The organism is Sphaerisporangium sp. NPDC088356 (assembly GCF_040685555.1).
Lineage (GTDB): Bacteria > Actinomycetota > Actinomycetes > Streptosporangiales > Streptosporangiaceae > Sphaerisporangium.
In genome coordinates this window covers 151571-176447 of record NZ_JBFBIK010000002.1, presented here as the reverse complement: position 1 = coordinate 176447, position 24877 = coordinate 151571, and the positions used below count along the sequence as shown (strand labels likewise).

Annotated in this window: 19 protein-coding genes; 14 read left to right on the top strand and 5 right to left on the bottom strand. The window is 69.1% G+C overall.

The features are described from left to right. Positions 1–168: 168 nt before the first annotated feature. From AB0O34_RS01995 to AB0O34_RS01965, 7 genes are all read left to right on the top strand, one after another. Positions 169–2235, top strand: a complete 2067-nt coding sequence (locus tag AB0O34_RS01995) for an EAL domain-containing protein (RefSeq protein ID WP_363911556.1) — start codon at positions 169–171, stop codon at positions 2233–2235. Positions 2236–2317: 82 nt separating this feature from the next. Further along, on the top strand, positions 2318–2617 hold the full coding sequence (gene gatC / locus AB0O34_RS01990) for an Asp-tRNA(Asn)/Glu-tRNA(Gln) amidotransferase subunit GatC (RefSeq protein WP_363911554.1): 300 nt from the start codon (positions 2318–2320) through the stop codon (positions 2615–2617). Further along, the gene (gene gatA, locus AB0O34_RS01985; protein WP_363911552.1) at positions 2614–4104 is read left to right on the top strand and encodes an Asp-tRNA(Asn)/Glu-tRNA(Gln) amidotransferase subunit GatA; all 1491 of its coding nucleotides are present in this window, start codon (positions 2614–2616) and stop codon (positions 4102–4104) included. Before gatC ends, gatA begins: the two co-directional genes overlap by 4 nt. Positions 4105–4121: 17 nt before the next feature. Beyond that, the gene (locus tag AB0O34_RS01980; RefSeq protein WP_363911550.1) at positions 4122–5438 is read left to right on the top strand and encodes an AAA family ATPase; all 1317 of its coding nucleotides are present in this window, start codon (positions 4122–4124) and stop codon (positions 5436–5438) included. Next, a complete protein-coding gene (locus tag AB0O34_RS01975) occupies positions 5438–6076 on the top strand; it encodes a DUF4276 family protein (RefSeq protein ID WP_363911548.1) in 639 nt (212 codons plus the stop codon). Before AB0O34_RS01980 ends, AB0O34_RS01975 begins: the two co-directional genes overlap by 1 nt. After that, positions 6069–7577, top strand: a complete 1509-nt coding sequence (gene gatB, locus AB0O34_RS01970) for an Asp-tRNA(Asn)/Glu-tRNA(Gln) amidotransferase subunit GatB (protein ID WP_363911546.1) — start codon at positions 6069–6071, stop codon at positions 7575–7577. Before AB0O34_RS01975 ends, gatB begins: the two co-directional genes overlap by 8 nt. 207 nt (positions 7578–7784) lie before the next feature. Beyond that, the gene (locus AB0O34_RS01965) at positions 7785–9905 is read left to right on the top strand and encodes a VanW family protein (protein WP_363911544.1); all 2121 of its coding nucleotides are present in this window, start codon (positions 7785–7787) and stop codon (positions 9903–9905) included. Positions 9906–9913: 8 nt separating this feature from the next. Here the strand turns inward: AB0O34_RS01965 and AB0O34_RS01960 are convergent, their stop codons facing one another. Further along, a complete protein-coding gene (locus tag AB0O34_RS01960) occupies positions 9914–11038 on the bottom strand; it encodes a PQQ-dependent sugar dehydrogenase (RefSeq protein ID WP_363911542.1) in 1125 nt (374 codons plus the stop codon). A gap of 82 nt (positions 11039–11120) precedes the next feature. Between AB0O34_RS01960 and AB0O34_RS01955 the strand changes: the two genes are divergently transcribed. The 5 genes from AB0O34_RS01955 to ilvC all read left to right on the top strand — a co-directional run bounded on the left by AB0O34_RS01955 (position 11121) and on the right by ilvC (position 18551). Continuing rightward, a complete protein-coding gene (locus tag AB0O34_RS01955) occupies positions 11121–12029 on the top strand; it encodes a 2-hydroxyacid dehydrogenase (protein WP_363911540.1) in 909 nt (302 codons plus the stop codon). 252 nt (positions 12030–12281) lie between these two features. Then, on the top strand, positions 12282–14927 hold the full coding sequence (locus AB0O34_RS01950) for an EAL domain-containing protein (protein ID WP_363911538.1): 2646 nt from the start codon (positions 12282–12284) through the stop codon (positions 14925–14927). A gap of 230 nt (positions 14928–15157) precedes the next feature. After that, positions 15158–16948 carry an acetolactate synthase large subunit gene (locus AB0O34_RS01945; protein WP_363911536.1) on the top strand — a complete coding sequence of 597 codons (1791 nt, stop codon included), beginning with the start codon at positions 15158–15160 and terminating at the stop codon, positions 16946–16948. Positions 16949–16988: 40 nt separating this feature from the next. Then, complete coding sequence (gene ilvN, locus AB0O34_RS01940) at positions 16989–17513, top strand: acetolactate synthase small subunit (RefSeq protein WP_363911534.1); 525 nt, start codon at positions 16989–16991, stop codon at positions 17511–17513. Between the two features lie 51 nt (positions 17514–17564). Further along, positions 17565–18551, top strand: coding sequence for a ketol-acid reductoisomerase (gene ilvC / locus AB0O34_RS01935; protein ID WP_363911595.1), 987 nt, complete (start codon positions 17565–17567; stop codon positions 18549–18551). Positions 18552–18662: 111 nt separating this feature from the next. On the opposite strand, the gene AB0O34_RS01930 is transcribed toward ilvC, so the two are convergent. Both AB0O34_RS01930 and AB0O34_RS01925 read right to left on the bottom strand, forming a co-directional pair. Beyond that, a complete protein-coding gene (locus AB0O34_RS01930) occupies positions 18663–18884 on the bottom strand; it encodes a DUF397 domain-containing protein (RefSeq protein WP_363911532.1) in 222 nt (73 codons plus the stop codon). A gap of 9 nt (positions 18885–18893) precedes the next feature. After that, complete coding sequence (locus tag AB0O34_RS01925; protein WP_363911530.1) at positions 18894–19748, bottom strand: helix-turn-helix transcriptional regulator; 855 nt, start codon at positions 19746–19748, stop codon at positions 18894–18896. A 665-nt stretch (positions 19749–20413) separates the two neighbouring features. On the opposite strand from AB0O34_RS01925, the gene AB0O34_RS01920 reads away from it, so the two are divergent. After that, a complete protein-coding gene (locus AB0O34_RS01920; RefSeq protein WP_363911528.1) occupies positions 20414–20995 on the top strand; it encodes an ATP-binding protein in 582 nt (193 codons plus the stop codon). Between the two features lie 262 nt (positions 20996–21257). On the opposite strand, the gene AB0O34_RS01915 is transcribed toward AB0O34_RS01920, so the two are convergent. After that, positions 21258–22316: a hypothetical protein gene (locus AB0O34_RS01915; protein WP_363911526.1), complete on the bottom strand. Its 1059-nt coding sequence runs from the start codon at positions 22314–22316 to the stop codon at positions 21258–21260. A 76-nt stretch (positions 22317–22392) separates the two neighbouring features. After that, the gene (fxlM, locus tag AB0O34_RS01910) at positions 22393–24279 is read right to left on the bottom strand and encodes a methyltransferase, FxLD system (RefSeq protein ID WP_363911524.1); all 1887 of its coding nucleotides are present in this window, start codon (positions 24277–24279) and stop codon (positions 22393–22395) included. On the opposite strand from fxlM, the gene AB0O34_RS01905 reads away from it, so the two are divergent. Continuing rightward, positions 24263–24742 (top strand): phosphotransferase, encoded by a 480-nt coding sequence (locus tag AB0O34_RS01905; protein WP_363911522.1) that lies wholly within the window; start codon positions 24263–24265, stop codon positions 24740–24742. The two genes, fxlM and AB0O34_RS01905, sit on opposite strands and share 17 nt — an antisense overlap. The last annotated feature ends 135 nt before the right edge of the window (positions 24743–24877 follow it).

The following is a 24877-nucleotide window of genomic DNA, read 5'->3' as shown; positions in this document are numbered from 1 at the left end:
CCTTGACGGATATTTCCCGTAATATTTGTCATCCGTGATCGCTGCTCGTCACGAAGAGGAAGAGCTGTAACGCCGAAATTGCCGGTGACGGAACGTGCCCAACCGGTTTCGCGAAGTGGCCCAGAGGTCGTACCCTCCCATAGTGACCTCTTGGGGGTTTACTTGCCTATGACGGACCCATCCGACACGCGCGACACCGCACCCCGGCCCTTCTCCCCGCTCTGGACCTACCTGACCGGGGTCGTCGTCACCGGGCTCGCGGCGCTGCTCGTCGCCGAGATCCGGCTCGGTTTCAGCGAACTGGCCGCCCTGACGCGCGTCCCGCTGTTCTGGGTGCTCGTGGTTCTGGTCGTGCTCGGAGAGCTGCGGCCGATCGTGGTCTCCACCTCGCGCCTGGCCGGGGGCACGGCGACCTCGACGCTGTTCACCTTCGCGGTTCTGATCTACCACGGCCTGTCCGTGGCGGTGCTGATCCACTCGATGGCGCTGATCGTGAGCGGCCTGTCGCACCACAGGGCCTGGCATCGCACGCTGTTCAACGTCGCGCAGGTTTCCCTGGCCTCCACGGCGGCGGCGGTGGTGCTCGCCGTCTTCGGGCACCACCCCCATCCGGCCACGCCCTGGGTGCCTGAAGGCACCGACATGATCGCGGTCGGGCTCGCGGCCGTGGCCTACTTCGTGGTGCGCGGTGTCCTGGTCTGCGGGGCCGTGGCGCTGCACGAGCGCCGGCCGCTGTTCCGGGTGATCCGCACGACGATCGGCCACCAGAGCCTCGTGTACGCCGCGCTCCTCGGGCTGGCCCCGCCGGTCGTGGTGGTCATGAGCCACTCGGCCGCCCTGGTCCCCCTGTTCGTGGCCCCGCTCGCCACGATGTACCTCACCGCCTCGCTGTCGGTGCGCCGCGACCACCAGGCCATGCACGACGGGCTGACCTCCCTGCCCAACCGCAAGCTGCTGATCCTTCGTACGGAGGAGGCGCTGGCCGAGGCGCGCGAGGACGTACGGGTGGGCCTGCTCCTGCTCGACCTCGACCGGTTCAAGGAGGTCAACGACACCCTCGGCCACCCCGTGGGCGACCGGCTGCTGCAGATCGTCGCGCACCGGCTCACCCACAGCGTGCGGCCGGGCGACGTCGTGGCGAGGCTCGGGGGCGACGAGTTCGCCGTGCTCCTGCCGACCGTCCGCGACGCCGTCGCCGCCCGCGAGGTGGCCGCCCGGCTGAGGGCCGCGCTCACCGAGCCCGTACGGCTGGAGGGCATGACCTTCGACCTGGACGCCTCGATCGGCATCGCGCTGTACCCCGACCACGCGCCCGACTTCGAGCTGCTCCTCCAGCGGTCCGACGTCGCGATGTACTTCGCCAAGGAGGGCCGCACCGGGGTCGAGGTCTACCTCGCGGAGAAGGACCGCAACTCGCCCGAGCGGCTCAACCTCCTCGGTGACCTGCGCAGGGCCGTCGGCGGGAGTGAGCTGGAGCTGTACTACCAGCCTAAGGTCAGCCTCTCCTCGGGCGCGGTGCAGGGAGTCGAGGCGCTGCTGCGGTGGTGGCATCCCGACCGGGGGCCGGTCTCCCCGGCCGACTTCATCCCGCTCGCCGAGCAGTCGTACCTCATGCGCCAGATCACCCAGCACGTGATCGACGCCGCGCTGGAGCAGTCGGCCCACTGGTGGCACTCCGGGCTCAAGGTGCCGGTCTCGGTCAACGTGTCGGCACGCGACCTGCTCGACTCGGCGCTCCCCGACCAGCTGGAGGCGGGGCTCGACCGCCTTCGGCTTCCCGCCGAGGCGATCCAGCTGGAGGTGACCGAGCGCATCCTGATGACCGACCAGGCCTACACCTCCGATTCCTTGCACGCCCTGGTCGCGCTCGGGATCCCGCTCGCGCTCGACGACTTCGGCACCGGCTACTCCTCGCTGGTCCGCCTCCAGCGGCTCCCGGTGTGCGAGGTCAAGATCGACGGGTCGTTCGTCCAGCGGCTCGGGAAGTCGGTGGACGACGAGCGCATCGTCCGCTCGATCGTCGACCTGGTGCGCTCGCTCGGGCTGCGGTCGGTGGCCGAGGGCGTGGAGACCGAGGAGGTGGCCCAGCGCCTCCGCGACATGGGCTGCGACTCCGGGCAGGGCTGGCGGTTCGCCGAGCCGATGTCCGCCTCAGAGACCACCGCCTGGCTCCGCGAGCGGCTCAGCGCGCCCTCGTACGGCAGGTGCGGGTCGGCCGAGGTCACGACCCTCTAGAGGTTAATGGTTCGGCCACGTTCGGTCACCAGCCCTAGGATGGCACTGTCCAATTGCCATCCATGAAACGGGTTAACGACTCATGTCCGCCATAACCCGCGACGAGGTCGCTCACCTCGCCCGGTTGTCCCGGCTGGCGCTGGCCGACACCGAGCTCGACCACTACGCCGCGCAGCTCGATGTCATCATCGGCGCGGTGGCGCGCGTCGCCGAGGTCGCCACCGACGACGTGCCGCCGTCCTCCCACGCCCTGCAGCTGACCAACGTCTACCGTCCCGACGAGGCACGGCCCAGCCTGACCCCGCAGCAGGCCCTGGCGGCCGCCCCGGCCGTCGAGGACGACCGTTTCCGCGTCCCGCGCATCCTCGGGGAGGAGGCATGAGCCTCACCCGCAAGACCGCCGCCGAGCTGGGCGCCCTGGTGGCCTCCGGCGAGGTCTCCGCCGTCGAGGTGACCCAGGCGCACCTCGACCGCATCGCCGAGGTCGATCCCAAGGTCAACGCCTTCCTGCACGTGGCCGCCGAGTCGGCGCTCGAACAGGCCCGCGCGGTGGACGCCAGGCGCGCCGCCGGCGAGGAGCTCGGCCCGCTCGCGGGCGTGCCTATCGCGCACAAGGACGTCTTCACGACCACGGACATGCCGACCACGGCCGGGTCGAAGATCCTCGAAGGCTACCGCCCGCCCTACGACGCGACGGTGACCGCGCGCCTGCGCGAGGCCGGCCTGGTGATCCTCGGCAAGACCAACCTCGACGAGTTCGCGATGGGCTCCTCGACGGAGAACTCCGCCTACGGCCCGACCCGCAACCCGTGGGACCTCGGCCGCATCCCCGGGGGCTCCTCGGGCGGTTCGAGCGCCGCCGTGGCCTCCTACCAGGCCCCGCTGTCCACCGGCACCGACACGGGCGGCTCTATCCGCCAGCCCGCCGCCGTCACCGGCATCGTCGGGATGAAGCCCACCTACGGCGGCTCCTCGCGCTACGGCGTGATCGCCTTCGCCTCCTCGCTCGACACGCCGGGCCCGTTCGCCCGCAACGTGCTGGACGCGGCGCTGCTGCACGAGGCCTTCTCCGGCCACGACGTGATGGACACCACCTCGATCCACGCCGAGGTGCCGCCGGTCGCCGAGGCCGCGCGCCGCGGCGACGTCGCGGGGCTGCGGGTCGGCGTGGTCAAGGAGTTCGGGGGAGAGGGCTACCAGCCCGGTGTGCTCGCCCGGTTCCATGAGGCCGTCGACCTGCTGGAGTCCCTGGGCGCCAAGGTCGTCGAGGTCTCCTGCCCGAGCTTCACCTACGCGCTCCCCGCCTACTACCTCATCGCCCCGTCCGAGGCCTCGTCCAACCTGGCCAGGTTCGACGGCATGCGCTACGGGTTGCGCGCCGGCGACGACGGCACCCGCAGCGCCGAGGAGGTCATGGCGCTGACCAGGGCAGAAGGCTTCGGCTCCGAGGTCAAGCGGCGCATCATGATCGGCACCTACGCCCTGTCGAGCGGCTACTACGACGCCTACTACGGCTCGGCGCAGAAGGTCCGCACGCTGATCTCGCGTGACTTCGATGCCGCCTTCCACCAGGTGGACGTCCTGGTCTCGCCGACCACGCCCACCACCGCGTTCCCGATCGGCGAGCGTGCCGACGACCCCATGGCGATGTATCTCGCCGACCTGTGCACGATCCCCGCCAACCTGGCGGGCAACGCCGCCATCTCCGTGCCGTGCGGTCTCGCCGAGGAGGACGGCCTCCCGGTCGGCTTCCAGATCATGGCCCCGGTCCTCGGCGACGAGCGCTGCTACCGAGTGGGCGCCGCCATGGAGAAGGCCTTCGAGGACCGCTGGGGCGGCAGCCTGCTGTCCCAGGCGCCGACGCTCTAGAGAGGAGGAACGGCGGCATGATCACCCGCATCGAGATCGACGGCTTCAAGTCGTTCGAGAGCTTCGCGCTCGACCTGCCGCCGTTCCTCGTGCTCATCGGCACCAACGCCAGCGGCAAGTCCAACCTGCTGGACGCTCTCACCTTCGTCTCCAGGGCTGCCACCCACGGATTGGACGACGCGGTGGAGATGGTTCGCGGCGACGCCCGGGGTCTGTTCCGCAGACGCGGCGACGGCACCAGGGTCGACCGGATGAGCTTCGCTCTGGAGTTTCTTCTGGGAGGTTTTCCACCGCACGTGCCCAATCGCTGGCGCTATGAAGTGGATCTCTCCTGGGCCGAGCCCGAACACGCCCTTGAGGGAATCGTCGTAGAGGCGCAGCGAATCGTGGCGCTGTTGCCTCAGAACGATCGGTGGCTCGGCCGGGTCGGCATGACACCGGAGTGGTTCGATGCCGGACTGGTCGGACACCACAGCGAACACGCCATCGACATGCTTTGGGGGCCCGCTGGCGAACGGCCTGGATTGAACGGGTTGCATCTGAGGACTGACAGGCCTACTTCAGTGGAGGCCGACCCTCCCGATCGCCTCATCGTCTCCCAGGTAAGGCTTGAGCTGAAGACGGTGCGGTCGCTGCATCTGGAGGCGGGTGCTCTTCGCCGGCCCAGCGATCTGGGCGGCAATCGGTTCCTCAGCCCGAACGGGAGCAGCCTGCCCAATTACCTCCGGTACCTGGCCAGGGAGACAAAGTCGAGGACGCGGCCGCTAGGTGTGCTCGGCGAGATAAAAATGCACCTCGTCGGCCTCGTGAGGGAGGTCAGCGATTTCGCGATCGTCGAAGACGAGCATCGCAGGGATGTTCGGCTGGAGTTCTCCTCACCGTACGAGCAAGGGATCGGGGCCGAGTTCGCCTCTGATGGAACGCTGCGCATGCTGGCCATCCTTGCGGTCTTGCACGACCAGGGGCTCATGGCGATCGAGGAGCCGGAGAACGGTGTCTTCCCTGAGCGCCTGCGGCAGTTGCTCGGCCTTGCCCATGGCCTGGTCACCGATGTGACTGAGCTTCCGGAATTTGATGAGCAAGGCGCTCCGCGCCCGTATCGCCAGGCGATCTTCACCAGCCATTCGCCTGTGGTGCTCGACGCGGTGCCAGACGCGAACATCGCGTTCCTCGACATGACAACCGTTCTCGAAGGCGGGAAAGCCAGCAGGGTGAGCCGTGTCAGATGGCTCAGAGAGGGCGACGGCCCCGTCCAGGTCGAGGGCGAGCGGTGGCCTCGGGTCACCGATTCGGAGCTGAACAGGTTCCGGGCCGGTGTGGAGGAACCGGTCTGATGCGGAGTCTGAGCTGTGTGCTCGTCAGGGAAGGCCCCTCGGACGACTGGTACCTGCCGATCTTGCTGCGCCGGGCGCTTGAGGTCATGGTCGTCGAGCGTTTCCCCGGCTGCCGGGAGGTCCAGGAGGTCAGGAGTCTGCCAGAGGCGGGCAACCAGCATCCCGATCCCGTGCTGAAGTCCCTGGAGCGGGAGCGCGGCACCTTCGACGTGGTGCTCTACCACCACGATGGGGCTCCGGCCGCTAAGTCGGATGAGGTGATCCGAAGGATGCGGAAGACTTGGGAGGACAGCACGTTCACAGAACCCCTCGTGGCGGTCGTGCCGGTGCGCGAGACCGAGGCGTGGCTGCTCGCCGACCACGGGGCCCTGGTCAAGGTGCTGGATCTGCAGAGACTGCCGGCCAATCTCGTCTCAGGTCCGGCCGTGGAGTCCTGCCGTGATCCCAAAGCGGTCCTGGAGAGGCTGCTGCAGGACGAGGCCGGGATGAATCCCGGCAGGCATGGCGTGCTTCGCGGCTTCTTCGTGTCGGTGGCCGAGACCGCCGACATCGGCGAAATGAGGAAGGTGCCTGCCTTCCGGCAATGGTGGAATGACATGATCGAAGCTCTGGAAGGATTGGGTTACCAGCATGGTTGAAACGGCGACCGTCATGCCGTACGACGAGGCGCTTGAGCGTTTCGCGCCGGTGATCGGCCTGGAGACCCACGTCGAGCTGGGCACGACGTCCAAGATGTTCTGCGGGTGCCCGACCACGTTCGGCGCCCCGGCGAACACCCACGTCTGCCCGGTCTGCCTCGCGCTACCCGGCGCGCTGCCGGTGGCGAACGACAAGGCCATCGAGTCGACCATCCGCATCGGCCTGGCGCTGAACTGCACCATCGCCGAGTGGTGCCGCTTCGCCCGGAAGAACTACTTCTATCCGGACATGCCGAAGAACTACCAGATCAGCCAGTACGACGAGCCGCTGTGCGTCAACGGCTACCTCGACGTCGAGGTCGGCGGCGAGACGGTCAGGGTCGAGATCGAGCGCGTCCACCTGGAGGAGGACACCGGCAAGTCCACGCACGTGGGCGGTGCCACGGGCCGCATCCAGGGCGCCGACTACTCGATCGTCGACTACAACCGGGCGGGCATCCCGCTGGTCGAGATCGTCACCAAGCCCGTCGAGGGCACCGGCCGCCTCGCCCCCGAGGTCGCGAAGGCGTACGTCACTGAGCTGCGCGAGGTCATGCGCACTCTGGGCGTGTCCGACGTGCGCATGGAGGAAGGCTCCATGCGGTGCGACGTCAACGTCTCGCTGATGCCCCGCGGGTCGAGCGTGTGGGGCACCCGCACCGAGACCAAGAACGTTAACTCCCTGCGAAGCGTCGAGCGGGCGGTGCGCGGCGAGATCGAGCGGCAGGCGGCGGTCCTCGCCGACGGCGGCCGGATCATCCAGGAGACCCGCCACTTCCACGAGGACACCGGCGCCACCACGCCCGGCCGCTCCAAGGAGGAGGCGCAGGACTACCGCTACTTCCCCGAGCCCGACCTGCTGCCGATCGCCCCGGCCCCCGAGTGGGTCGAGGAGCTGCGGTCCGAGCTGCCCGAGCTGCCGACCGTGCGGCGCAGGCGGCTCCAGGCCGAGTGGGGCGTCTCCGACCTCGACATGGCGGCGATGCACAACGCCGACGCCATCGGCCTGGTCGAGGCGACGGTCACGGCAGGTGTGCCCGCGGCCGACGCGCGCAAGTGGTGGATGGGCGAGCTGGCGCGGCGTGCCAACGAGGCCGGCACCTCCCTCGCCGACCTGCCGATCACGCCCGCGCAGATCGTCCGGGTCGTCGAGCTGGTGGCGTCCGGGGCGCTGAACGACAAGCTGGCCCGCCAGGTGCTCGAAGGCGTGCTCGCGGGGGAGGGCTCCCCCGACGAGGTCGTCGAGGCGCGGGGGCTGCGCATCGTCAGCGACGAGGGCGAGCTGTCCTCGATCATCGACCAGGTGCTCTCCTCGAACGCCGACGCGGCCGACAAGGTGCGCTCCGGCAAGATCGCCGCGGTGGGCGCGCTGGTCGGCGGCGTGATGAAGGCCAGCCGTGGCAAGGCCGACGCCGGCCGTGCCCGCGAGCTGATCCTGGAGAAGCTCGGCGTCTCCGAGTAACACCCCGGCTCACACGATCAGGCACGGGCCCCGCGAGCGTTCGCGGGGCCCGTCGTGCTGTCGGAGGCCCTGGTACTTAGTACGTGTCGCGAGCGCGAGTTCTCCATACGTGGGACTGGATTCATCCAGAGATGTTGAGGAATTTGCGAGTGGTGTTGGTTTAGGGTGATGCGGGGGAATCGGTACGGAGCGGGAGGAGACGAGGGCGTGCGGAACGCCGGAGCGTCCATCGACCCGCCGCCTGACCCGTTCGCGGCGGTGCGTCCGGACTCGCCCGTCGCATTGCCCGTCGACCGCCAGTATTCGAAGGACAGCACCCCCGCACGCCCCACGGGCGGGAGCAAGAAGCTTCCCCGAGGCGTCTCACCTTTGCCCCCCGGCGTGTCGCCCGAGATCTTCGCGTCGACCCCGCCGTCCGGGATCGGCGGCGGGCAGTCCGGCCAGTCGGTGACCCTTCCCCCTCCCGCCCCCCCGGCCGAACCGTGGCCCATGACCGCAAGCGCCCGGGTGCGCCGGAGCGGTGACGATCCGGCGCCGGAGCCCTCGGTCGTCATCGCTCCCGAGCCGCCCGAGGCCCGGAGCAGGTTACGCCTCCTCCTGCTCCTCACGGGCGGGGTCGCGTTCCTCTTCCTGCTCGCCTACGCGATCCCCGCCACGTACATGTGGGGCAGGGTCCTGCCCGGCACGCACGTCGCGGACGTGAGCATCGGGAACCTCACGGAGACCGAGGCGATCGACCGCGTCCACCAGCGGTTCGACGGTAACGACCAGGAGGCCGTCGGCCTGGTGCTGGACGGCAGGCGGGTGGGGGTGCTCGACCCGCGAGACGCGGGGCTGACGATCGACGTGCAGGCCACGGTCGCCGACGCGAAGACCGGGTTCCCCAGCCCTTTGGCCGTCTGGCGGTCGCTCACGGGAGATCGCGATCTGCCGCTCCGGATCTCGCTGAACTCCACCAAGCTCTACCAGCGCGTACGCAAGATCGCCAAGGACGTCGACCGGCCCGCCCGCGAGGGCGCGATCGTCTACAAGGGCACCACCCCGCAGGTCGTCCCGCCCAGGCAGGGCGTCGTCCTCGACCAGCGGGCCACGGGCGAGGCGATCAAGCGGGCCTTCGTGAACGCCCCCGCGTCGGTGTCGCTTCCGGTGATCCCCGTGCGGACCAGGGCGGACAAGGCCGCGTTCGACAACAGCCTCGAGGTGGCGCGCCGGGCGGTGTCGGCGCCGATCATCCTGGAGAACGGCGGCAGGCGGGTGCGCCTCTCCGGGCCGGACATCGCCGCCCACCTGAGCTTCGCGGCCGACCAGCGCGGGGTGGTGCGGCCCCGCTTCGACGCCTGGAAGGCCGTGGCGGGCCTGGAGACCAAGCTCGTCGGCGTCGCGGAGACCGCGCGCGAGGCGGGCTTCGTCATCGAGAACGGCGCGCCGAAGCTCGTGCACGCCCGCACGGGCAAGGGCGTCGACGCCGCCAAGCTCGCCGCCACGGTGGCCAACGTGGTCACGGGGGGCGGAAGCCGTACGATCCCGGTGTCCCTCGCCATCACCCAGCCTCTCCTCACGGACGAGGCCGCCATGAAGCTCGGCGTGAAGGAGCCGGTCGGCTCCTTCACCACGTACTTCCCGTGCTGCGCCGCCAGGGTCACCAACATCCACAGGGCGGCCGACCTCGTGGACGGCCGGCTGGTGAAGCCGGGGGAGACGTTCTCGCTGAACGAGGCGGTCGGGAAGCCGGAGGCCGCCCGCGGGTTCGTCCCGGCGCAGTCGATCGACGACGACCGCCTGGTCATCGCCCCGGGCGGCGGGATCTCCCAGCTCGCGACCACCATGTACAACGCGACGTTCACCGCCGGTCTGGAGGAAGTCGAGCACACCGCGCACGCCTTCTACGTCTCGCGCTATCCCCCCGGGCGCGACGCGGCGGTGTCCTATCCCGACACCGACCTGCGATGGAGGAACGACACGGAGTACGGCGTGCTGGTCAAGACGTCGTACAGCAGCACCTCCGTGACCGTGACCCTGTGGAGCACGAAGAAGTACGACCGGATCGACGCCGACACCTCTGACCGGACCGACCCGACCCAGCCGGAGAGCCGGTCAGAGAGCAACCCCGGATGCCTGCCGATGGAGGGCGGGCCGGGTTTCACTGTCACGGTCACCCGGGTCTTCTACAAGGACGGCGAGGTCTTCAAGCGCGACCGGCCCGAGACCACGGTGTACGAGCCGCAGGCGAAGGTGACCTGCGTGCAGGCGCGGCCGGCCCCGCCGAGCGGTGCGCCGGGGCGCGGGCGTTCGACCGGGGCCACCATCGTGGAGCCGCTGCCCGGGTGACCCGCGGGTCAGCTCATGGGGATGACAAGGATGCGGTCGTCGCCCTTCTTGGGGGAGCCACGGCCGTCCTTGTTGCTGGTGGACACGTACAGGTTGCCGTCCGGCGCCGCCGCGACCGCCCGCAGCCGGCCGTACTCGCCCTCGTACCGGGGGACGGGCTTGCCCACCTGGCCGGAGGCGGACAGCGGGATCTGCCACAGCCGCATCCCGCGCAGCGCCGCCACCCACAGCGACCCGCCCGCGTAGGCCATGCCGGACGGGGACGACTCGTCGGTGGACCAGGTCAGCAGGGGGTCGACGTACTGCTTCTGGCCGCCGAAGCCCTCCACCGCGGGCCAGCCGTAGTTCTTGCCCTTCTTGATCAGGTTGACCTCGTCGTAGGTGTTCTGGCCGAACTCCGAGGCGTACATGCGGCCGGAGGGGTCCCAGGCCATGCCCTGGACGTTGCGGTGGCCGTAGCTCCAGATCACGTTCTGGAACGGGTTGCCGGGGGCGGCCTTCCCGTCGGCGGTCATGCGCAGGATCTTGCCGCCCAGCGAGCCGAGGGCCTGGGCGAGGGGACGGTCACCGGTCTCGCCCGTCGAGGCGTACAGGTAGCCGTCGGGGCCGAACGCGAGCCGCCCGCCGTTGTGGATGCCCCCCTTGGGGATGCCGCTGAGGATCGTCTCAGGGTCCTTCAGGCCGCCGTCGTAGCGGTAGCGCACGATGCGGTTCTCGCTCGCCGCCGTGAAGTACACGAAGACGCGGTGATCCTGGGTGAACCTGGGGGAGACCGCGATGCCGAGCAGGCCGCCCTCCCCGCTCGGGGACACGCCCTCGACGACCCCCACCAGGCTGGTCTTCCCTGCCGGGGTCACCCGCAGCAGGCGCGCGGAGTCGCGCTCGGTCACCAGCGCGTCGCCACCGGGCAGGAACGCGATCGCCCACGGCACGGTCAGCCCCTCCACGAGCGTGCGGGGCGCCGCAGGCTCCTTCTGGGGAAGGGAACTGGCCGGCGGGGACGGTGTGCCACTCTCCTCCCCTCCTCCGCGCGCCGCCGTTCCGGGGGTGCACCCGGCCACCAGCGCCGCCGCCGTGATCGCGGCGAACGCCCGCCCGGCGACCGTTGGGGGACAAAAGGTTCGGTTCGACATATTGGACCTCCTCCGTGTCTCCATACTGGTCCCAGCGTCGCCAGGTTCCCGGCCCAGTAGGGGATCGTTAGGCTTAACGGTCATGAAGATTTGGGCTCCCTCGCAGGCCGTCGTCGAAGTTCTGACCGACCTGCCCGACGTCGACTGCGTCCTCTACGACGGTGGTCCCCGGCCGCCCGAGGGGGCCGAGGAGGTCGAGGTCTGGGTCCCCCCGCTGGTGCCGCCGCGCCGGACCCCGGAGCTTCTGGGCCGCATGGCGAAGCTCCGCCTCCTGCAGACCGTGACGGCGGGCGTGGAGGCCTACCGCCCGCACCTGCCCGACGGGGTCGTCCTGTGCAACGCCAGGGGCGTCCACGAGGCCGGGACCGCCGAGTGGGCCGTCGGCGCGATGATCGCGGTGCTGCGCGACTTCCCCGCCTTCGCCGACGCTCAGCGGCGCGGCGAGTGGACGTACCGCTACACGGGAGTGCTCGCCGACGCCACCGTGCTGATCATCGGGTACGGCTCCATCGGCCAGGCCCTTGAGCGCCGCCTCGACGGGTTCGAGGTCGACGTCGTCCGGGTGGCGACGAGCGCCCGCGAGGGCGTCCACGGGCAGGACGAGCTTCCCGCCCTGCTGCCCGAGGCCGATGTGGTGGTGCTGCTGGTGCCCTCGACCCCGGGCACCGCGGGCCTGGTGGACGCCGGGTTCCTCGCGAGGATGAAGGACGGCGCGGTGCTGGTCAACGCGGCCAGGGGCCCGGTGGTCGACACCGGCGCGCTCGTCGCCGAGCTCCAGAGCGGCCGGCTCCGGGCCGCCCTCGACGTGACCGACCCCGAGCCCCTTCCCGAGGGCCATCCCCTGTGGACGGCTCCGGGGGTCTTCATCACGCCGCACGTGGCAGGCAGCACGCCCGCCTCGATCAGGCGCGCGCGCAAGCTCGTACGGTCTCAAATGTTGAGATATCTGTCCGGGGAACCGCTGAACAACGTGATCACCGGGTCCTACTGACGTGCTTGACACATCTTTCTGACTCGGACCGATAGGAAAGCAAACCCAGACCGTGGCTGCCTCGTGACCTCAGCTGCGTACCGTGAATCTCACCGCGCAAACCGTTCGCGGGCACCACGGCGGTTATCAGATCGGTGACGACTGGGCGGTTGTCGCCCCTTCCGCCGCCGGGCGGGCGCGACACTGGCGACGTGACAGGGATGAGCCGTATGGGCGACGACGTTGAACGGCCTTCGTGACCCAAGGGTCCCGTTGACCGCCGCCGCCGGGCTCGGCGCGGTGGGCCTCGCGGCTGCCCTTCTCGTCGGCGGATCGTCCTCCGTCGTCACCGCCGTCGCGGGAGTGGTGGCGGGGCTCCTCGCCGTCGTCTCGCTGTTCGTGGCGGCGGTACGCACCAGCCCGCCGCCTCCGTCCTCGTCCTGGCGCTGGCTCGCCGGGGGGGCGATCACGTGGCTGGCGGGCGTCGGCCTGCGGCCGATCGCGGAGGGCACGCCCTTCGTGCTGACCTTCGCCGACGTCCTGCTGCTCGTGGGCACCCTGCTGCTCGCCATCGGGTGCGGCGTCAGCGTGGAGCGGCCCGCGTACGGCAGGTCGCTGCTCCACTACGTCTCCAGCGCCTACATAAGCGCCGCGTCGCTCTTCGCGATCTGCTGGGTCGTGCTGCTCGCGCCCGCCTACGCCAAGGCCGAGGAGCCGAGCACGCTGGCCCTGCCCGTGGTGTGCCTGCTCACGACCTGCGCCGTGGTCCCCGCCGTGCTGGCCGCCCGCTCCCGCGGCCGGCGGGCGGGCATGGCCGGGCTCACCGTGCTCGTGGCGATCACCGTCGGCGAGCTGGCCACGGCGGTCGGGCGGCTCACCGTGGGGGGCACCCCGCCGCTCATCGCGGGCATGCTGGCCCCCGTCGCCTTCCTGCTGCTCGCCGCCACGCCCTGGGCCAGCCGTGACTGCGCCAAGCCGGTGCGGTCCACGCCCTCCGCGGTGGTCGACGGCGCGCCGCTCGCCCTGGCGGGCATCGCCGCGGTCGTCCTGGTCGTACGCGTGCTGGCGGGCCGGCCCGACGATCCGGTGGCGGTGCTGCCGATCGTCGCGGGCTCGGTCGTGGTCGTGCTGCTCGCCCGGGTGTTCGTGCTGGCCCTGGAGACCGCGAGCATGCGCGGCACCGTGGAGTCGGGCGAGCGCCGGCTCATCCACTTCGCCGAGAGCGCGGGAGACGTCGTCCTCGTCTGCGACCTCGACGGGGTCATCCGCGAGATGGGGTCCGGGGTCGAGGCGCTGTACGGCTACCCCCCGCAGGAGCTGGTCGGCGACTCGATCCTCGACTACGTGCACTCCGAGGACGCGCCCGCCGTACAGGCGGCGCTGCGGGCGATGACGGCCGAGGAGGAGTCCTCCGGCGACCGCCAGGGCGCCTGCGTGGTCTCCTGCCGGGTACGCGCGGCCGACGGCACCTGGCGGCCCGCGGAGTCCGTCGCCACCCGGCACCCGCACGAGGGTGAGGATCTCGTCCTCATCTCCACGCGCGACGTCAGCGACCAGGTCGCGCTGCGCAACCAGGTCGCCCACCTGACCTTCCACGACGGCGTGACCGGCCTGCCCAACCGCGCCTACTTCGAGGAGCGCACCCGCGAGGTGCTCGCCCGCAGGGGCGCCGGGCGCACGGCCGTGGTCTTCGTCGACCTTGACGGTTTCACCGGCGTCAACGACTCCGTGGGCCACGCCAGCGGCGACTACCTGCTCAGCCAGGCCGCCCGGCGGCTGCGCGCGGCCGTACGCGCGGACGACACCCTGGCCCGCTGGGGCGGCGACGAGTTCGCGGTGCTCCTGGAGTCGGGCAGCTCGGGTGGGTCCGGCGCGTCGGCGAGCTCGGGCACGGCCGACGCGCAGACCGCCATCGACCTCGCCGAGCGGCTCGTGCGCGCGGTGTCCTCCGAGCCCTTCCGGGTGGCCGACCGCGACATCGCGCTGACCGCCAGCGTCGGGGTGGCGTTCGCCGAGGACGGCGTCCCCGCGGGCGACCTCATCCGCAACGCCGACGTGGCGATGGCGAGGGCCAAGGAGCTCGGCGGGCGCCGGGTCGAGGTGTTCGCCGCCCACATGCACGCCGACGTCGTACGGCGGCTGGAGCTGGCCGCCGACCTGCAGCGCGCGCTCCTCGCCAACCAGTTCGCCGTGGAGTACCAGCCGGTGGTCGACCTCGCGACGTCGCGGGTCACGGCGGTGGAGGCGCTGGTGCGCTGGTGCCGGGGGAGCATGTTCGTCCCTCCCCAGCAGTTCCTCGGCGCAGCCGAGGACACCGGGCTGATCGTCCCCCTGAGCGAGTGGATCCTGCGGGAGGCCTGCCGCGAGGTCGCCAACTGGCGGGCGTCCTCGTGGGACATCGGGCTCTCGCTCAACCTTTCCAGCCGCCAGATCACCGCGCCCCGGTTCGTGGAGACCGTCGAGGCGGCCCTGGCCGAGAGCGGCCTGCCCGCGAGCGCCCTGACCCTGGAGGTCATCGAGGAGATGCTCGTCGAGGACGCCGAGGAGATCATCAACCGCCTGTCGGAGCTGCGCGCCCTCGGCGTGCGGCTCGCGATCGACGATTTCGGCACCGGGTACGCGTCCCTCGCCCTGCTCCGCCGGCTTCCCGTCGACATGATCAAGATCGATCCGTCGTTCGTCTCGGGTCTGGGCCGTGACGAGACGCTCACGCTGCTGACCCGCACGATCGTGCGGCTCGGCCACGACCTCGGCCTGATCGTCGTCGCCGAGGGCATCGAACGCCCCGAGCAGCTGGAGCTCCTGCGCGAGATGGGCTGCACCCGAGGTCAGGGCTATCTGGTGGCCAGGCCCATGGCCGCGAAGGGGGTCGACTCGCTGATGCGCACGAGCCTGTCGCCACTTCAGAACACCGCTTAGCTTAAACGCCCGACATCCCATATGGTGAGACATGTGTCCGGGGATTTGACACGTCGGATGTGTCAGGGGCTATCGTTGCGGCATGCGTATCACTGGGGACCTCATCGCCGGGCTCTCGCGAGCCTGGCTTGACGGTGTAGTACTTCGCCGGCGCGCGGGTCGCTGACGAAGAGTCCCCAGCCTGCGCGCCAGCCCCAGCACCGCCTCTCCCGGCGGGCGGGGCATTTTTTATGGCCACACCCAGCTCAGCCACGCAAGGAAACGAGCCGATGACCGAAGAGATGACAGGTGCGCAGGCCCTCGTCAGGGCACTGGAACAGGTCGGGGTCGACACGGTGTTCGGGATCCCCGGCGGTGCGATCCTGCCCGCCTACGACCCGCTCTACGACTCCACCAAGGTCAGGCACGTGCTCGTACGCCACGAGCAGGGTGCCGGCCACGCGGCCGAGGGGTACGCCCAGGCGACCGGCCGCGTCGGGGTCTGCATGGCCACGAGCGGTCCCGGCGCCACTAACCTCGTGACCGCGATCTCCGACGCCTACATGGACTCGGTGCCGATCGTCGCGATCACCGGCCAGGTCGTCGCGCCGCTGATCGGCACGGACGCCTTCCAGGAAGCCGACATCTCCGGCATCACCATGCCGATCACCAAGCACAACTTCCTGGTGACCAATGCCGACGAGATCCCCCGGATCATCGCCGAGGCCTTCCACATCGCCTCCACCGGCCGTCCGGGCCCCGTGGTGGTCGACATCTCCAAGGACGCGCTCCAGGCGACCACCGCCTTCGCGTGGCCGCCCACCATGCGCCTGCCCGGCTACCGCCCGGTCACCCGGCCGCACTCCAAGCAGATCAGGGAGGCCGCGCGCCTCCTGGTCGAGGCCAAGCGGCCGGTGCTCTACGTCGGCGGCGGCGTGCACAAAGCGCGGGCGTCCGCCGAGCTGGCCGAGCTGGCCGAGCTGACCGGCATCCCCGTGGTCACCACGCTGACGGCCAGGGGCACCTTCCCCGACAGCCACCACCTGCACCTCGGCATGCCCGGCATGCACGGCACGGTCGCGGCCGTCGGCGGCCTCCAGCGCAGCGATCTGATCATCGCTCTCGGCACGCGCTTCGACGACCGCGTGACCGGCAGGCTCGACAGCTTCGCCCCGCACGCCAAGGTGATCCACGCCGACATCGACCCGGCCGAGATCTCCAAGAACCGCCACGCGGACGTCCCGATCGTGGGCGACTGCCGCGAGGTCCTCACCGACCTGGTCGCGGCGGTCAAGCACGAGCACGACGAGGGCCGCGCCGGCGACTACACCGCCTGGTGGACCACGCTCCAGGGCTACAAGGACACCTACCCCCTCGGGTACGACAAGGCGGAGGACGGCGCGCTGGCCCCCCAGTACGTCATCGAGCGGCTGAGCGAGATCGTCGGGCCGGACGCCTACTACCTGGCGGGGGTCGGCCAGCACCAGATGTGGGCCGCGCAGTTCGTCAAGTACGAGAACCCCGGCACGTTCATCAACTCCGGCGGCGCGGGCACCATGGGCTTCGCGGTCCCGGCCGCGATGGGCGCCAAGATGGGCCGGCCAGAGGCCACGGTGTGGGCCATCGACGGCGACGGTTGCTTCCAGATGACCAACCAGGAGCTCGCCACCTGCGCGATCGAAGGTGTGCCGATCAAGGTGGCCGTCATCAACAACGGCAACCTCGGCATGATCAGGCAGTGGCAGACGCTGTTCTACAACCAGCGCTACTCGAACTCCGACCTGAAGACGGTCCGTCGCATCCCCGACTTCGTCAAGCTGGCGGAGGCGTACGGTTGCGTCGGCCTGCGGTGCGAGCGGCCCGAGGACGTCGACGCGACGATCCGCAAGGCCATGGAGATCAATGACGTCCCCGTGGTCATCGACTTCGTCGTCCACAAGGACGCGATGGTCTGGCCCATGGTCGCGGCCGGCACCGGCAACGACGAGATCAAGATCGCTCGGGACATGGCTCCCGTGTGGGACAACGAGGAGCTGCTGTGAGCCGCTTCGCACGCCTGACGGGTTTCTCGGGAGGGAACGCATGAGCCGCCACACGCTGTCGGTTCTCGTCGAGAACAAGCCGGGCGTCCTCGCCCGGGTCGCCTCGCTGTTCAGCAGGCGGGGCTTCAACATCGACTCACTGGCCGTCGGGCCGACGGAGCACGCCGACGTCTCGCGGATGACCATCGTCGTCAGCGTCGCCGAGCTACCGCTCGAGCAGGTCACGAAGCAGCTCAACAAGCTGGTCAACGTGATCAAGATCGTCGAGCTCGACCCCTCCCAGTCCGTGCAGCGCGAGCTGACACTGATCAAGGTCAGGGCCGACGCCGAGACGCGCAGCCACGTGCTGGAGCTCGTGCAGCTCTTCCGCGCCCGCTGCGTGGACGTCGCCACGGACGCGGTGACCATCGAGGTCACCGGCACGCCGGACAAGCTCGACGCCTTCATCAGGGTGCTTGAGCCGTTCGGCATCAAAGAGCTCGTCCAGTCGGGCATGGTGGCCATCGGCCGCGGCGCCCGTTCCATCACCGACCGCTCGCTCCGGGCCCTGGACCGCAGCGCTTGAGCGCGCGGGCGCGAGCCGTACGAAATCACGAAAGGCAACCTAGTGACTGAGATCTTCTACGACGACGACGCCGACCTGTCGATCATCCAAGGTCGGCACGTGGCCGTGCTCGGGTACGGCAGCCAGGGCCACGCCCACGCGCTGTCGCTCCGTGACTCCGGCGTGGACGTCCGGGTCGGTCTGCCCGAGGGCTCCAAGAGCCGCGAGAAGGCCGAGAACGACGGCCTGCGCGTCGTCAGCCCGGGGGAGGCGGCCGAGGAGGCCGACCTCATCATGATCCTCGCGCCCGACCACATCCAGCGTCACCTGTACGCCGAGCACGTCGCGCCGAACCTCGTCGAGGGCGACGCGCTGTTCTTCGGGCACGGCCTCAACATCCGCTACGGCCTGATCGACGCTCCCGAGGGCGTGGACGTCGCCATGGTGGCGCCCAAGGGCCCGGGTCACCTGGTCCGCCGGCAGTTCACCGCCGGCCGCGGCGTCCCCGTCCTCGTCGCCGTCGAGCGCGACGCGACCGGCGACGCCTGGCCGCTGGTGCTCTCGTACGCCAAGGCCATCGGTGGCACCCGCGCCGGCGCGCTGAAGACGACCTTCACCGAGGAGACCGAGACCGACCTGTTCGGCGAGCAGGCCGTGCTGTGCGGCGGCGTGTCCGAGCTGATCAAGACCGGATTCGAGACGCTGATCGAGGCCGGCTACCAGCCCGAGGTCGCCTACTTCGAGTGCCTCCACGAGATGAAGCTCATCGTCGACCTCATGTACGAGGGCGGCATCTCCAAGATGTACTGGTCCGTCTCCGACACCGCCGAGTACGGCGGCTACTCGCGCGGGCCGCGCATCGTGAACTCCGAGACCAAGAAGGAGATGGAGCGCATCCTCGGCGAGATCAAGTCGGGCGAGTTCGCCCGCGAGCTCGTCGACGAGTTCGACAGCGGCCAGAGCAACTTCCGCAAGTACCGCGAGGAGCTGGCCGAGCACTCCATCGAGAAGACCGGCGCCAAGCTCCGCCCGATGATGAGCTGGCTCAAGGAGAAGTAACCCTCCTCGGCCATTCCGCGTGACAGTGATCGCCCGAGCCCAGCTCGGGCGATCACTGTTTCCGGCTCGACCTTCAGCTTGTCTTCGGTGATAGATCCGGCGGGCCAGGGTCTACGGACGGAGCAGACCCGCCCGGAGCGCACCGGCGAACGACGCCCACTCGTCCGCCGCGAGGATCAACGCTGGGCCAACAGGATTCTTCGAGTCGCGTACGGCCACATCACCGTTGGCCAGGGCGGCGACTTCGACGCAGTTGCTGTTGTCACCGCTGTGGCTGCTCTTACGCCATCTGACCTGAAACTCAGTGGCAGAAGGTCCGGTCAGCTGTTCCACACGCACTTCCTACAGTTCGCCGGCTACCGCGGAGATCAGCTTCATCGACTCTTCTGTCGGTAGTGCAGACGCCCGCAGATGGTCAAATGCCAGCGTATATCTACCGACCTCTTCTTCGGTTTCGAGATACAGCCCGCCTGTGAGGTTCTCCAGGAAGACGACCTTGCCCAGCCCGGGCTGAGGGAACTCAAGAACGACGTACGGGCCGTACATGCCGGTCGACGCGCCGGCGGAGAAGGGCAGGACCTGGATGGTGATGTTGGGTCGTGCCGCCATCTCACGGAGATGCCGGAGTTGACCGCGCATCACCTCAGATCCACCGACCCGCTGACGAAGTACGGCCTCTCCCAGGATCGCCCACAGATTGATCGGCTCTGATCGAGTCAGCACTGCCTGACGAGCCGTCCTGATGTCCACGAACGTCGCGACGTCTTCAGGCCGCTCCCAGACCCGGCTGGCACCCACCATGGCAAGCGCGTACTCGGGCGTCTGCAGCAACCCAGGCATGATCTGAGTTTCATAGGTACTGATCGCGCACGACGTGGCCTCCAGGCCAAGGAGATCGGCGAAGGGGTGGTTGAGCGTCGCGCCGTAAGCGTGCCACCATCCTTGCTCCCGGGCACTCCTGGCGAGCCCCAGGAGGGCTTCGCGCTGGGCTCCGTCAGTGAGCTGGTACAGATCGAGAAGATCGGCGACGTCACCCCAGTGGACGCGCACCACTCCATTCTCAATACGGCTGATCTTTGCCGGGGGCCACTTGGTACGCGCGGACACGTCGTCGATCGTCAGCCCCGCGGCCTTGCGGATCTTCAAGAGAGCGCTGCCGAGCCACTTGCTACGGATCGTGGCGCTACGCATAACCATGTAGTTCCTCTCGTATTTGCCCGCTTACCGACCGCTATCGTCACGCGAAATCTTGCGATCATGAAAGGTTTCGTTCCCAAAAGGTTGCGGCCTTGGAACTCATCGGTCATCGTACAAGAGCAGTCACGGAATGTGAGAGCGTGCCTGCTAAACGTGACTAAATAGATGACGGCATGGGCTCAGATCGGCCAGGTCAAATGAAGCGCATACGCGACCTGTCCATCTCCGCGCACCCGCCCATTCGTCCGCCACCGACGCAGCGAAGGGTCAAACGCGATGACTGATGCCCAATCCCAGTACGCCGTCCGAGCAGGTCAGGCCCCGTACGAGGTACCTGGGGTGCGCCTGAGTGGGGCGTACGCAGGGACCGCCCCGGCCGTACTGGCACGGCTTCTCACCAACCAGTTCCCTGACTGGCTGATATGGCACGGCAAAGCCACCAGATCTTGGTGGGCGATGCAACCGAGGTGTGCCTCGACGGTGACCGGGCTCATCGAAGCTGCTGACCCCGATCAACTGGCAGCGCTCCTGCGACAGGTCCAGGACTGTGAGGCGCAACTCCAGGCTGCCGGCGAGAACGCATCTCTCGGTCCTCACCCGGGTGCACGCACGGTCAACACTGGTCCTCTGCGGCCGTGGCGTGCACCGGTGGCGAGGCGAGTCGCATGAGAACGCCACCTTTGCGACTATCACACCTGGCCAGAACGGTGTCGGCCTACATCCGCTCTCGATCCGCCGCTCCCGCCGCAAGCCTGAGGCTAGGCGGCTCAGCAGGCGCCCCGCCGTCGGACATGGTGATCTCACGGCGCTTCCCTTGCTCGACTGACCAAGTGGCGAAAGCCCGCCGCTTCGTAGGGGAACTGCTTGGCGAACACCATCCCGCACAAGAGATCGCGATTCTCCTCACCAGCGAACTCGCCACGAACGCCATCCAACACGGATCCTGTGGCGGTGAGGGTGGTGCACCGTCTTTCCTGGTCCTGGTCCTGGTCTCGCGCGACAACGCCCGAGCCCTTGTCGCCGTCCTCGACCGCGGCTCGAACAAAGTCCCGTACCTTCGCAACGGGGGGCCGGATTCCACGGGAGGCCGGGGGATCTCGCTCGTTGACCAACTGTCCGCCCGGTGGGGATTCACTCGGGACATTTCCAAGGGAAGCACCGGTGTCTGGTTCGAAGTCGGTCCACGCGAATATGTCCAGGAGAGCCCGCGTTGCATCTGCCAGCTTCTGATCCAAATCAGGCCTTGACCTGCATGACAGTTGCGCGCACTGGGGGGAGGGCTGCGCGCCCTGCCCCATGGGCGCGCCCGAAGCTTTCTGAGGTACTCCTCCCGCTCAAGCTTCTTCAGGTCATACGCGCTGGTAGTAGTTCTCCGCTGCGGGGGATGTTCTTCTCGCGGGACGATTCTTTCGGTACGAACTCGACCAGTAGTCGTAACCTGGTGGCAGGGACCGGAAACACGTCGTCGGAGGATCGCGCTGGAGTGGGCGCAGCCTGGACGTCGTGCTGTCAGGTTTGGAGCCGCGCCCGGGTGGGGGCGTTCAGGCTGCGCGCCGCCGCGGTCTCGCTCGTCTCCACCGCTGTGAGGAGATCAGCCAGCAGTTGGGGCGGCATCGCACCACGTCCAAGCCCGGAGGACTGGACGGCTGAGGCGAGTGCCCGCTCCTGGGCACTGGTGATCATCGGCCGGCACGCGTCGTGCGCGAGCACGTCCCTTGCTGCGTAGCCATCCCCGGCCGCCACTGCCTCGCCCACAAGACGAGCGACGGCTCGGGCCGCGCCGGGCCGCTCGGCGCCACCGGCCAGGTCGACCACGGTCATGCCCAGGCGTGTACGGAATATCAGGAGTCCTGGCGAGAGCGCGAGCTCAAGGTAGTGCTTCTCCATGGCGGAGGTAGCGAGCTCGGCCGGTCGGTCGTCGGCCCTGAGGCAGAGCACGGTGAGACACGCCGCGACCGGATGCTCCCACGTTTCAGACATTGCACTTTCTTCGACAAGTGCCAGGGCTGAGGCAGGGTCACCTGCGATGCAGCGAGCCAGGACCGCCACCTGCCGTCCGTCCAGCAACCGCCGGCCGACGCCGCTGTGCTGCTCGGCGTGCGCCAGTGCCTGGTCCCATCTGCCCGCGCCGGCCAGCGCTCGGGTGCCGTCGGCCAGCAGAACCGTCCACAGCCACTGGCAGAGCGTGCGGTGATCCTCATCCGAGGCGGTGAGGTTGAGGAAGGAGACCGGCATGCCGTCGATCACGGCATCTGTGCGGTACCGGACCGCTTGGTACAGCATGTCGAGCAGTCCGTAGGCGCCCTGGCCGTCGCCACCGCGGATCAGCAGTCGGGCGAGGTTGACGACCGGTTCCAGGGCGTGCCGTGCCGCCTGCGCACCCAACGGCTGGGCGCGCAGGTAGACGTGAAACTGCTGCCAGCACAGAGCCCGGGCGAGGTCGACGAGGCCGCAGTCGCTGGCGATCAATGCCGCCTTGTTGTGCGCCGTAGCGGCCAAGGCCAGGCAGTCGGTGCCGGTCTGGCTGGCGGCGGTCCGCGCGAGATCGCATACCTCCGCGACCCGCATATCGAGTGGCTGACAGGCTGGTCTTGCGCGGGCGACCAGCGGGAAGCGCTGTGCTATCCGGGTTAGGGTGTCCATCTCACTGCCAGGTGATGAGGAGCCGGTTGCGCGGGGTGTGGAAGGCGAATTGGCTGGGAATCCGCTCGATCGGCTCACCGGCGTCGGCCGGCTGGATTTCAAATTGGACGGTCCGTGACCGGTGGTCCCGGTCCCAGGTACGGATCTCACTCACAACCCGGCCGGCCAGTTCCTCGCTGCCGGGGCCATGGCCGATGACCCCGACTTCGTACAACGGTCCGGTGCCACCGGCGCGCTCGGCGGGGCGCATGGTGAGGTAGGCGAGGTCGGCTTTGTCGGTGACCGCCATGGCGCCCCAGCCGAACTGGGGTTTGACCAGACCGTTGTCGATGGCCGAGCGTTGCACGGGCATCCGGCTCAGGGCGTTATCCATCGTGCAGGTCAGCCACAGGTCCAGCCACTCGAACGACTCCGCCGCACCGAACAGCACTCCCGTCCACGCCTCGCTGCGGGAGTGGCCGAGTACGCCCGCGAGGGCTGCGGCGTCCACCGCCTGCTCTTGGTGGACTTGGAGGATGACGGTCCCGTCTCGGGTCAGCGGGACGGTCCGCCGGGCGTCGTCGGCGATCCCGCGCAGCGGCATGAACGTGCACATCTGGCTTGAGCGGCTACTCCAGTGCCCCGTTTCGCTCTCGAACACGATCGAGCGCGAAACGCTACCGCGCAACCGCAGCGGCACGACCAGCCGCCCGTCCGGCGCGAGCTGCTCCAGCCATGCCGGGGGCAGATCCCACGCGCCGACGGTGGCGATCACCCGGTCATAGGGTGCGCCGTCCGCGTAGCCAAGTGCGCCGTCACCGAGAATGACGCGCACGTTCTTGCAGTCGGCAGCCGCAAGGCCCGATCGGGCACCGTCCACGATGTCGTCGTCCACGTCGATTGTGGTGACCTGGCCGTCTTTGCCGACCATGTGTGCGAGCAACCCCGCGTTGTAACCCGTACCAGCGCCGATCTCCAGGACCCGCTGACCTGGTTCGGCCTGGAGCTGTTCGAGCATCATCGCCACGATCGTTGGCTGCGAGGCGGCGCTGATCGACACGCCGGCACCGTCCGCCTTCGTGTAGACCGGGTCGTCGGCGTACGCCTCCTCCAGCGGCACCGCGGGCACGAACAGGTGGCGGGGTACGGCGCGCAGCGCCGCCTCGACCCGCTCGGTGCGCACCGTCCCCTGATCGCACAGTCGGTCAGCCAGCGCGTGGCGCAGGCGCTCGGCGGTGGTGTTGCTGATGGTCTCTTCGGTCATCCCGGTGTTTGCCTCACGGCCCGTAGTGCGGCCTGTGCTGGTATCTGGTGTGGATCCGGTGCCGTCCTGCTCTGCCATGACTACCTCTTTCGCCAGTGTGGCCAGGGTGCTTTGCTCCGCGTAGGACAGTCCCAGGCGGTTCCAATGGAAGATCATGTGGTGGGTGAGGACGGCTCGCAGTCCCCGTTCCAGCGTCCCGCGCCGTGCCAGGGCGGCGAGTTGCTGTCCTGCTCGCTCGAACGACGAGGACCAGTCGGCTAAAGCGGCCAGCGGCCCGCCGCCGAGTAGAGCGCTCGTCGGGCTCGCGTCGACGGTCATGAGCCGGTACACGGCGGCTCTCAGGCTACTTAGACGTCCGGCCAGGGGCGCGGGACGCGCGACCGGTCTGTGCTGGGCGACTCTCGCCCACACGTCGCCCTGCTCGTACCAGTCCTGTCCCGCACCGCGCATCAGCACGCTGCCCAGCAGGATGGCCAGTTCACGCCGCCCGAGGCCCGGCATGCCTGGTGCGCCGGTGTCTGACCGTGCCAGGTAGTCGAGGATGTTGCGGCTGTCGTGGTGGAACAGCTCATGAGCGACCTCTATGGCTGCGGAACCGCCGAACGCGTGCACCTCCGGCTCGTAGAGCATGCACCACGCGCGCACGCTCTCCGACGCTGATCGTGCATGGATGCGCGACCACCTGAAGCACTTGATGGAGCGATACGCAGGCCTGCCGCCCGCTCGTCCTGCGTGTGTGATCCACGGCGACGCCTGGGTGGGCAACGTGGTCTCGACCGCCGACGACCACATTGTGCTGCTGGACCTGGAGCGTTGCTCGATCGGGCCCCCCGAATGGGATCTGGTGTCCACGGCGGTGAAGGCGTTCACGCTGGGGGGCATCTCGGTCGAGGAGTACACCGACTTCGTTCGCGCCTACGGATACGACGTCACCACCTGGGACGGGTTCGAGACGCTCCGGGACATCCGAGAGTTCCGTATGACGTGCATGGCCGCCCAGGTGGCTGCGGAGAACCCAGCTCGACATGACGAGGTGGTTCTGCGCCTGGCATCGATCAGGGGTTCGCGGGGGCCCCGACCATGGACGGACTGGCGTCCCGTGCCATAGCCGGACCAGTATCCACCGGCGGGCTACCGTATCCGGCCCAGGCGAGTTCACCGGTCGGGTACCCGTCGGCCCCAACCGGCGGCTGCACGCCGGTCAGGGCCACGCGTTCGTAGTGGCCGAGTCCTCGGGCCCTGC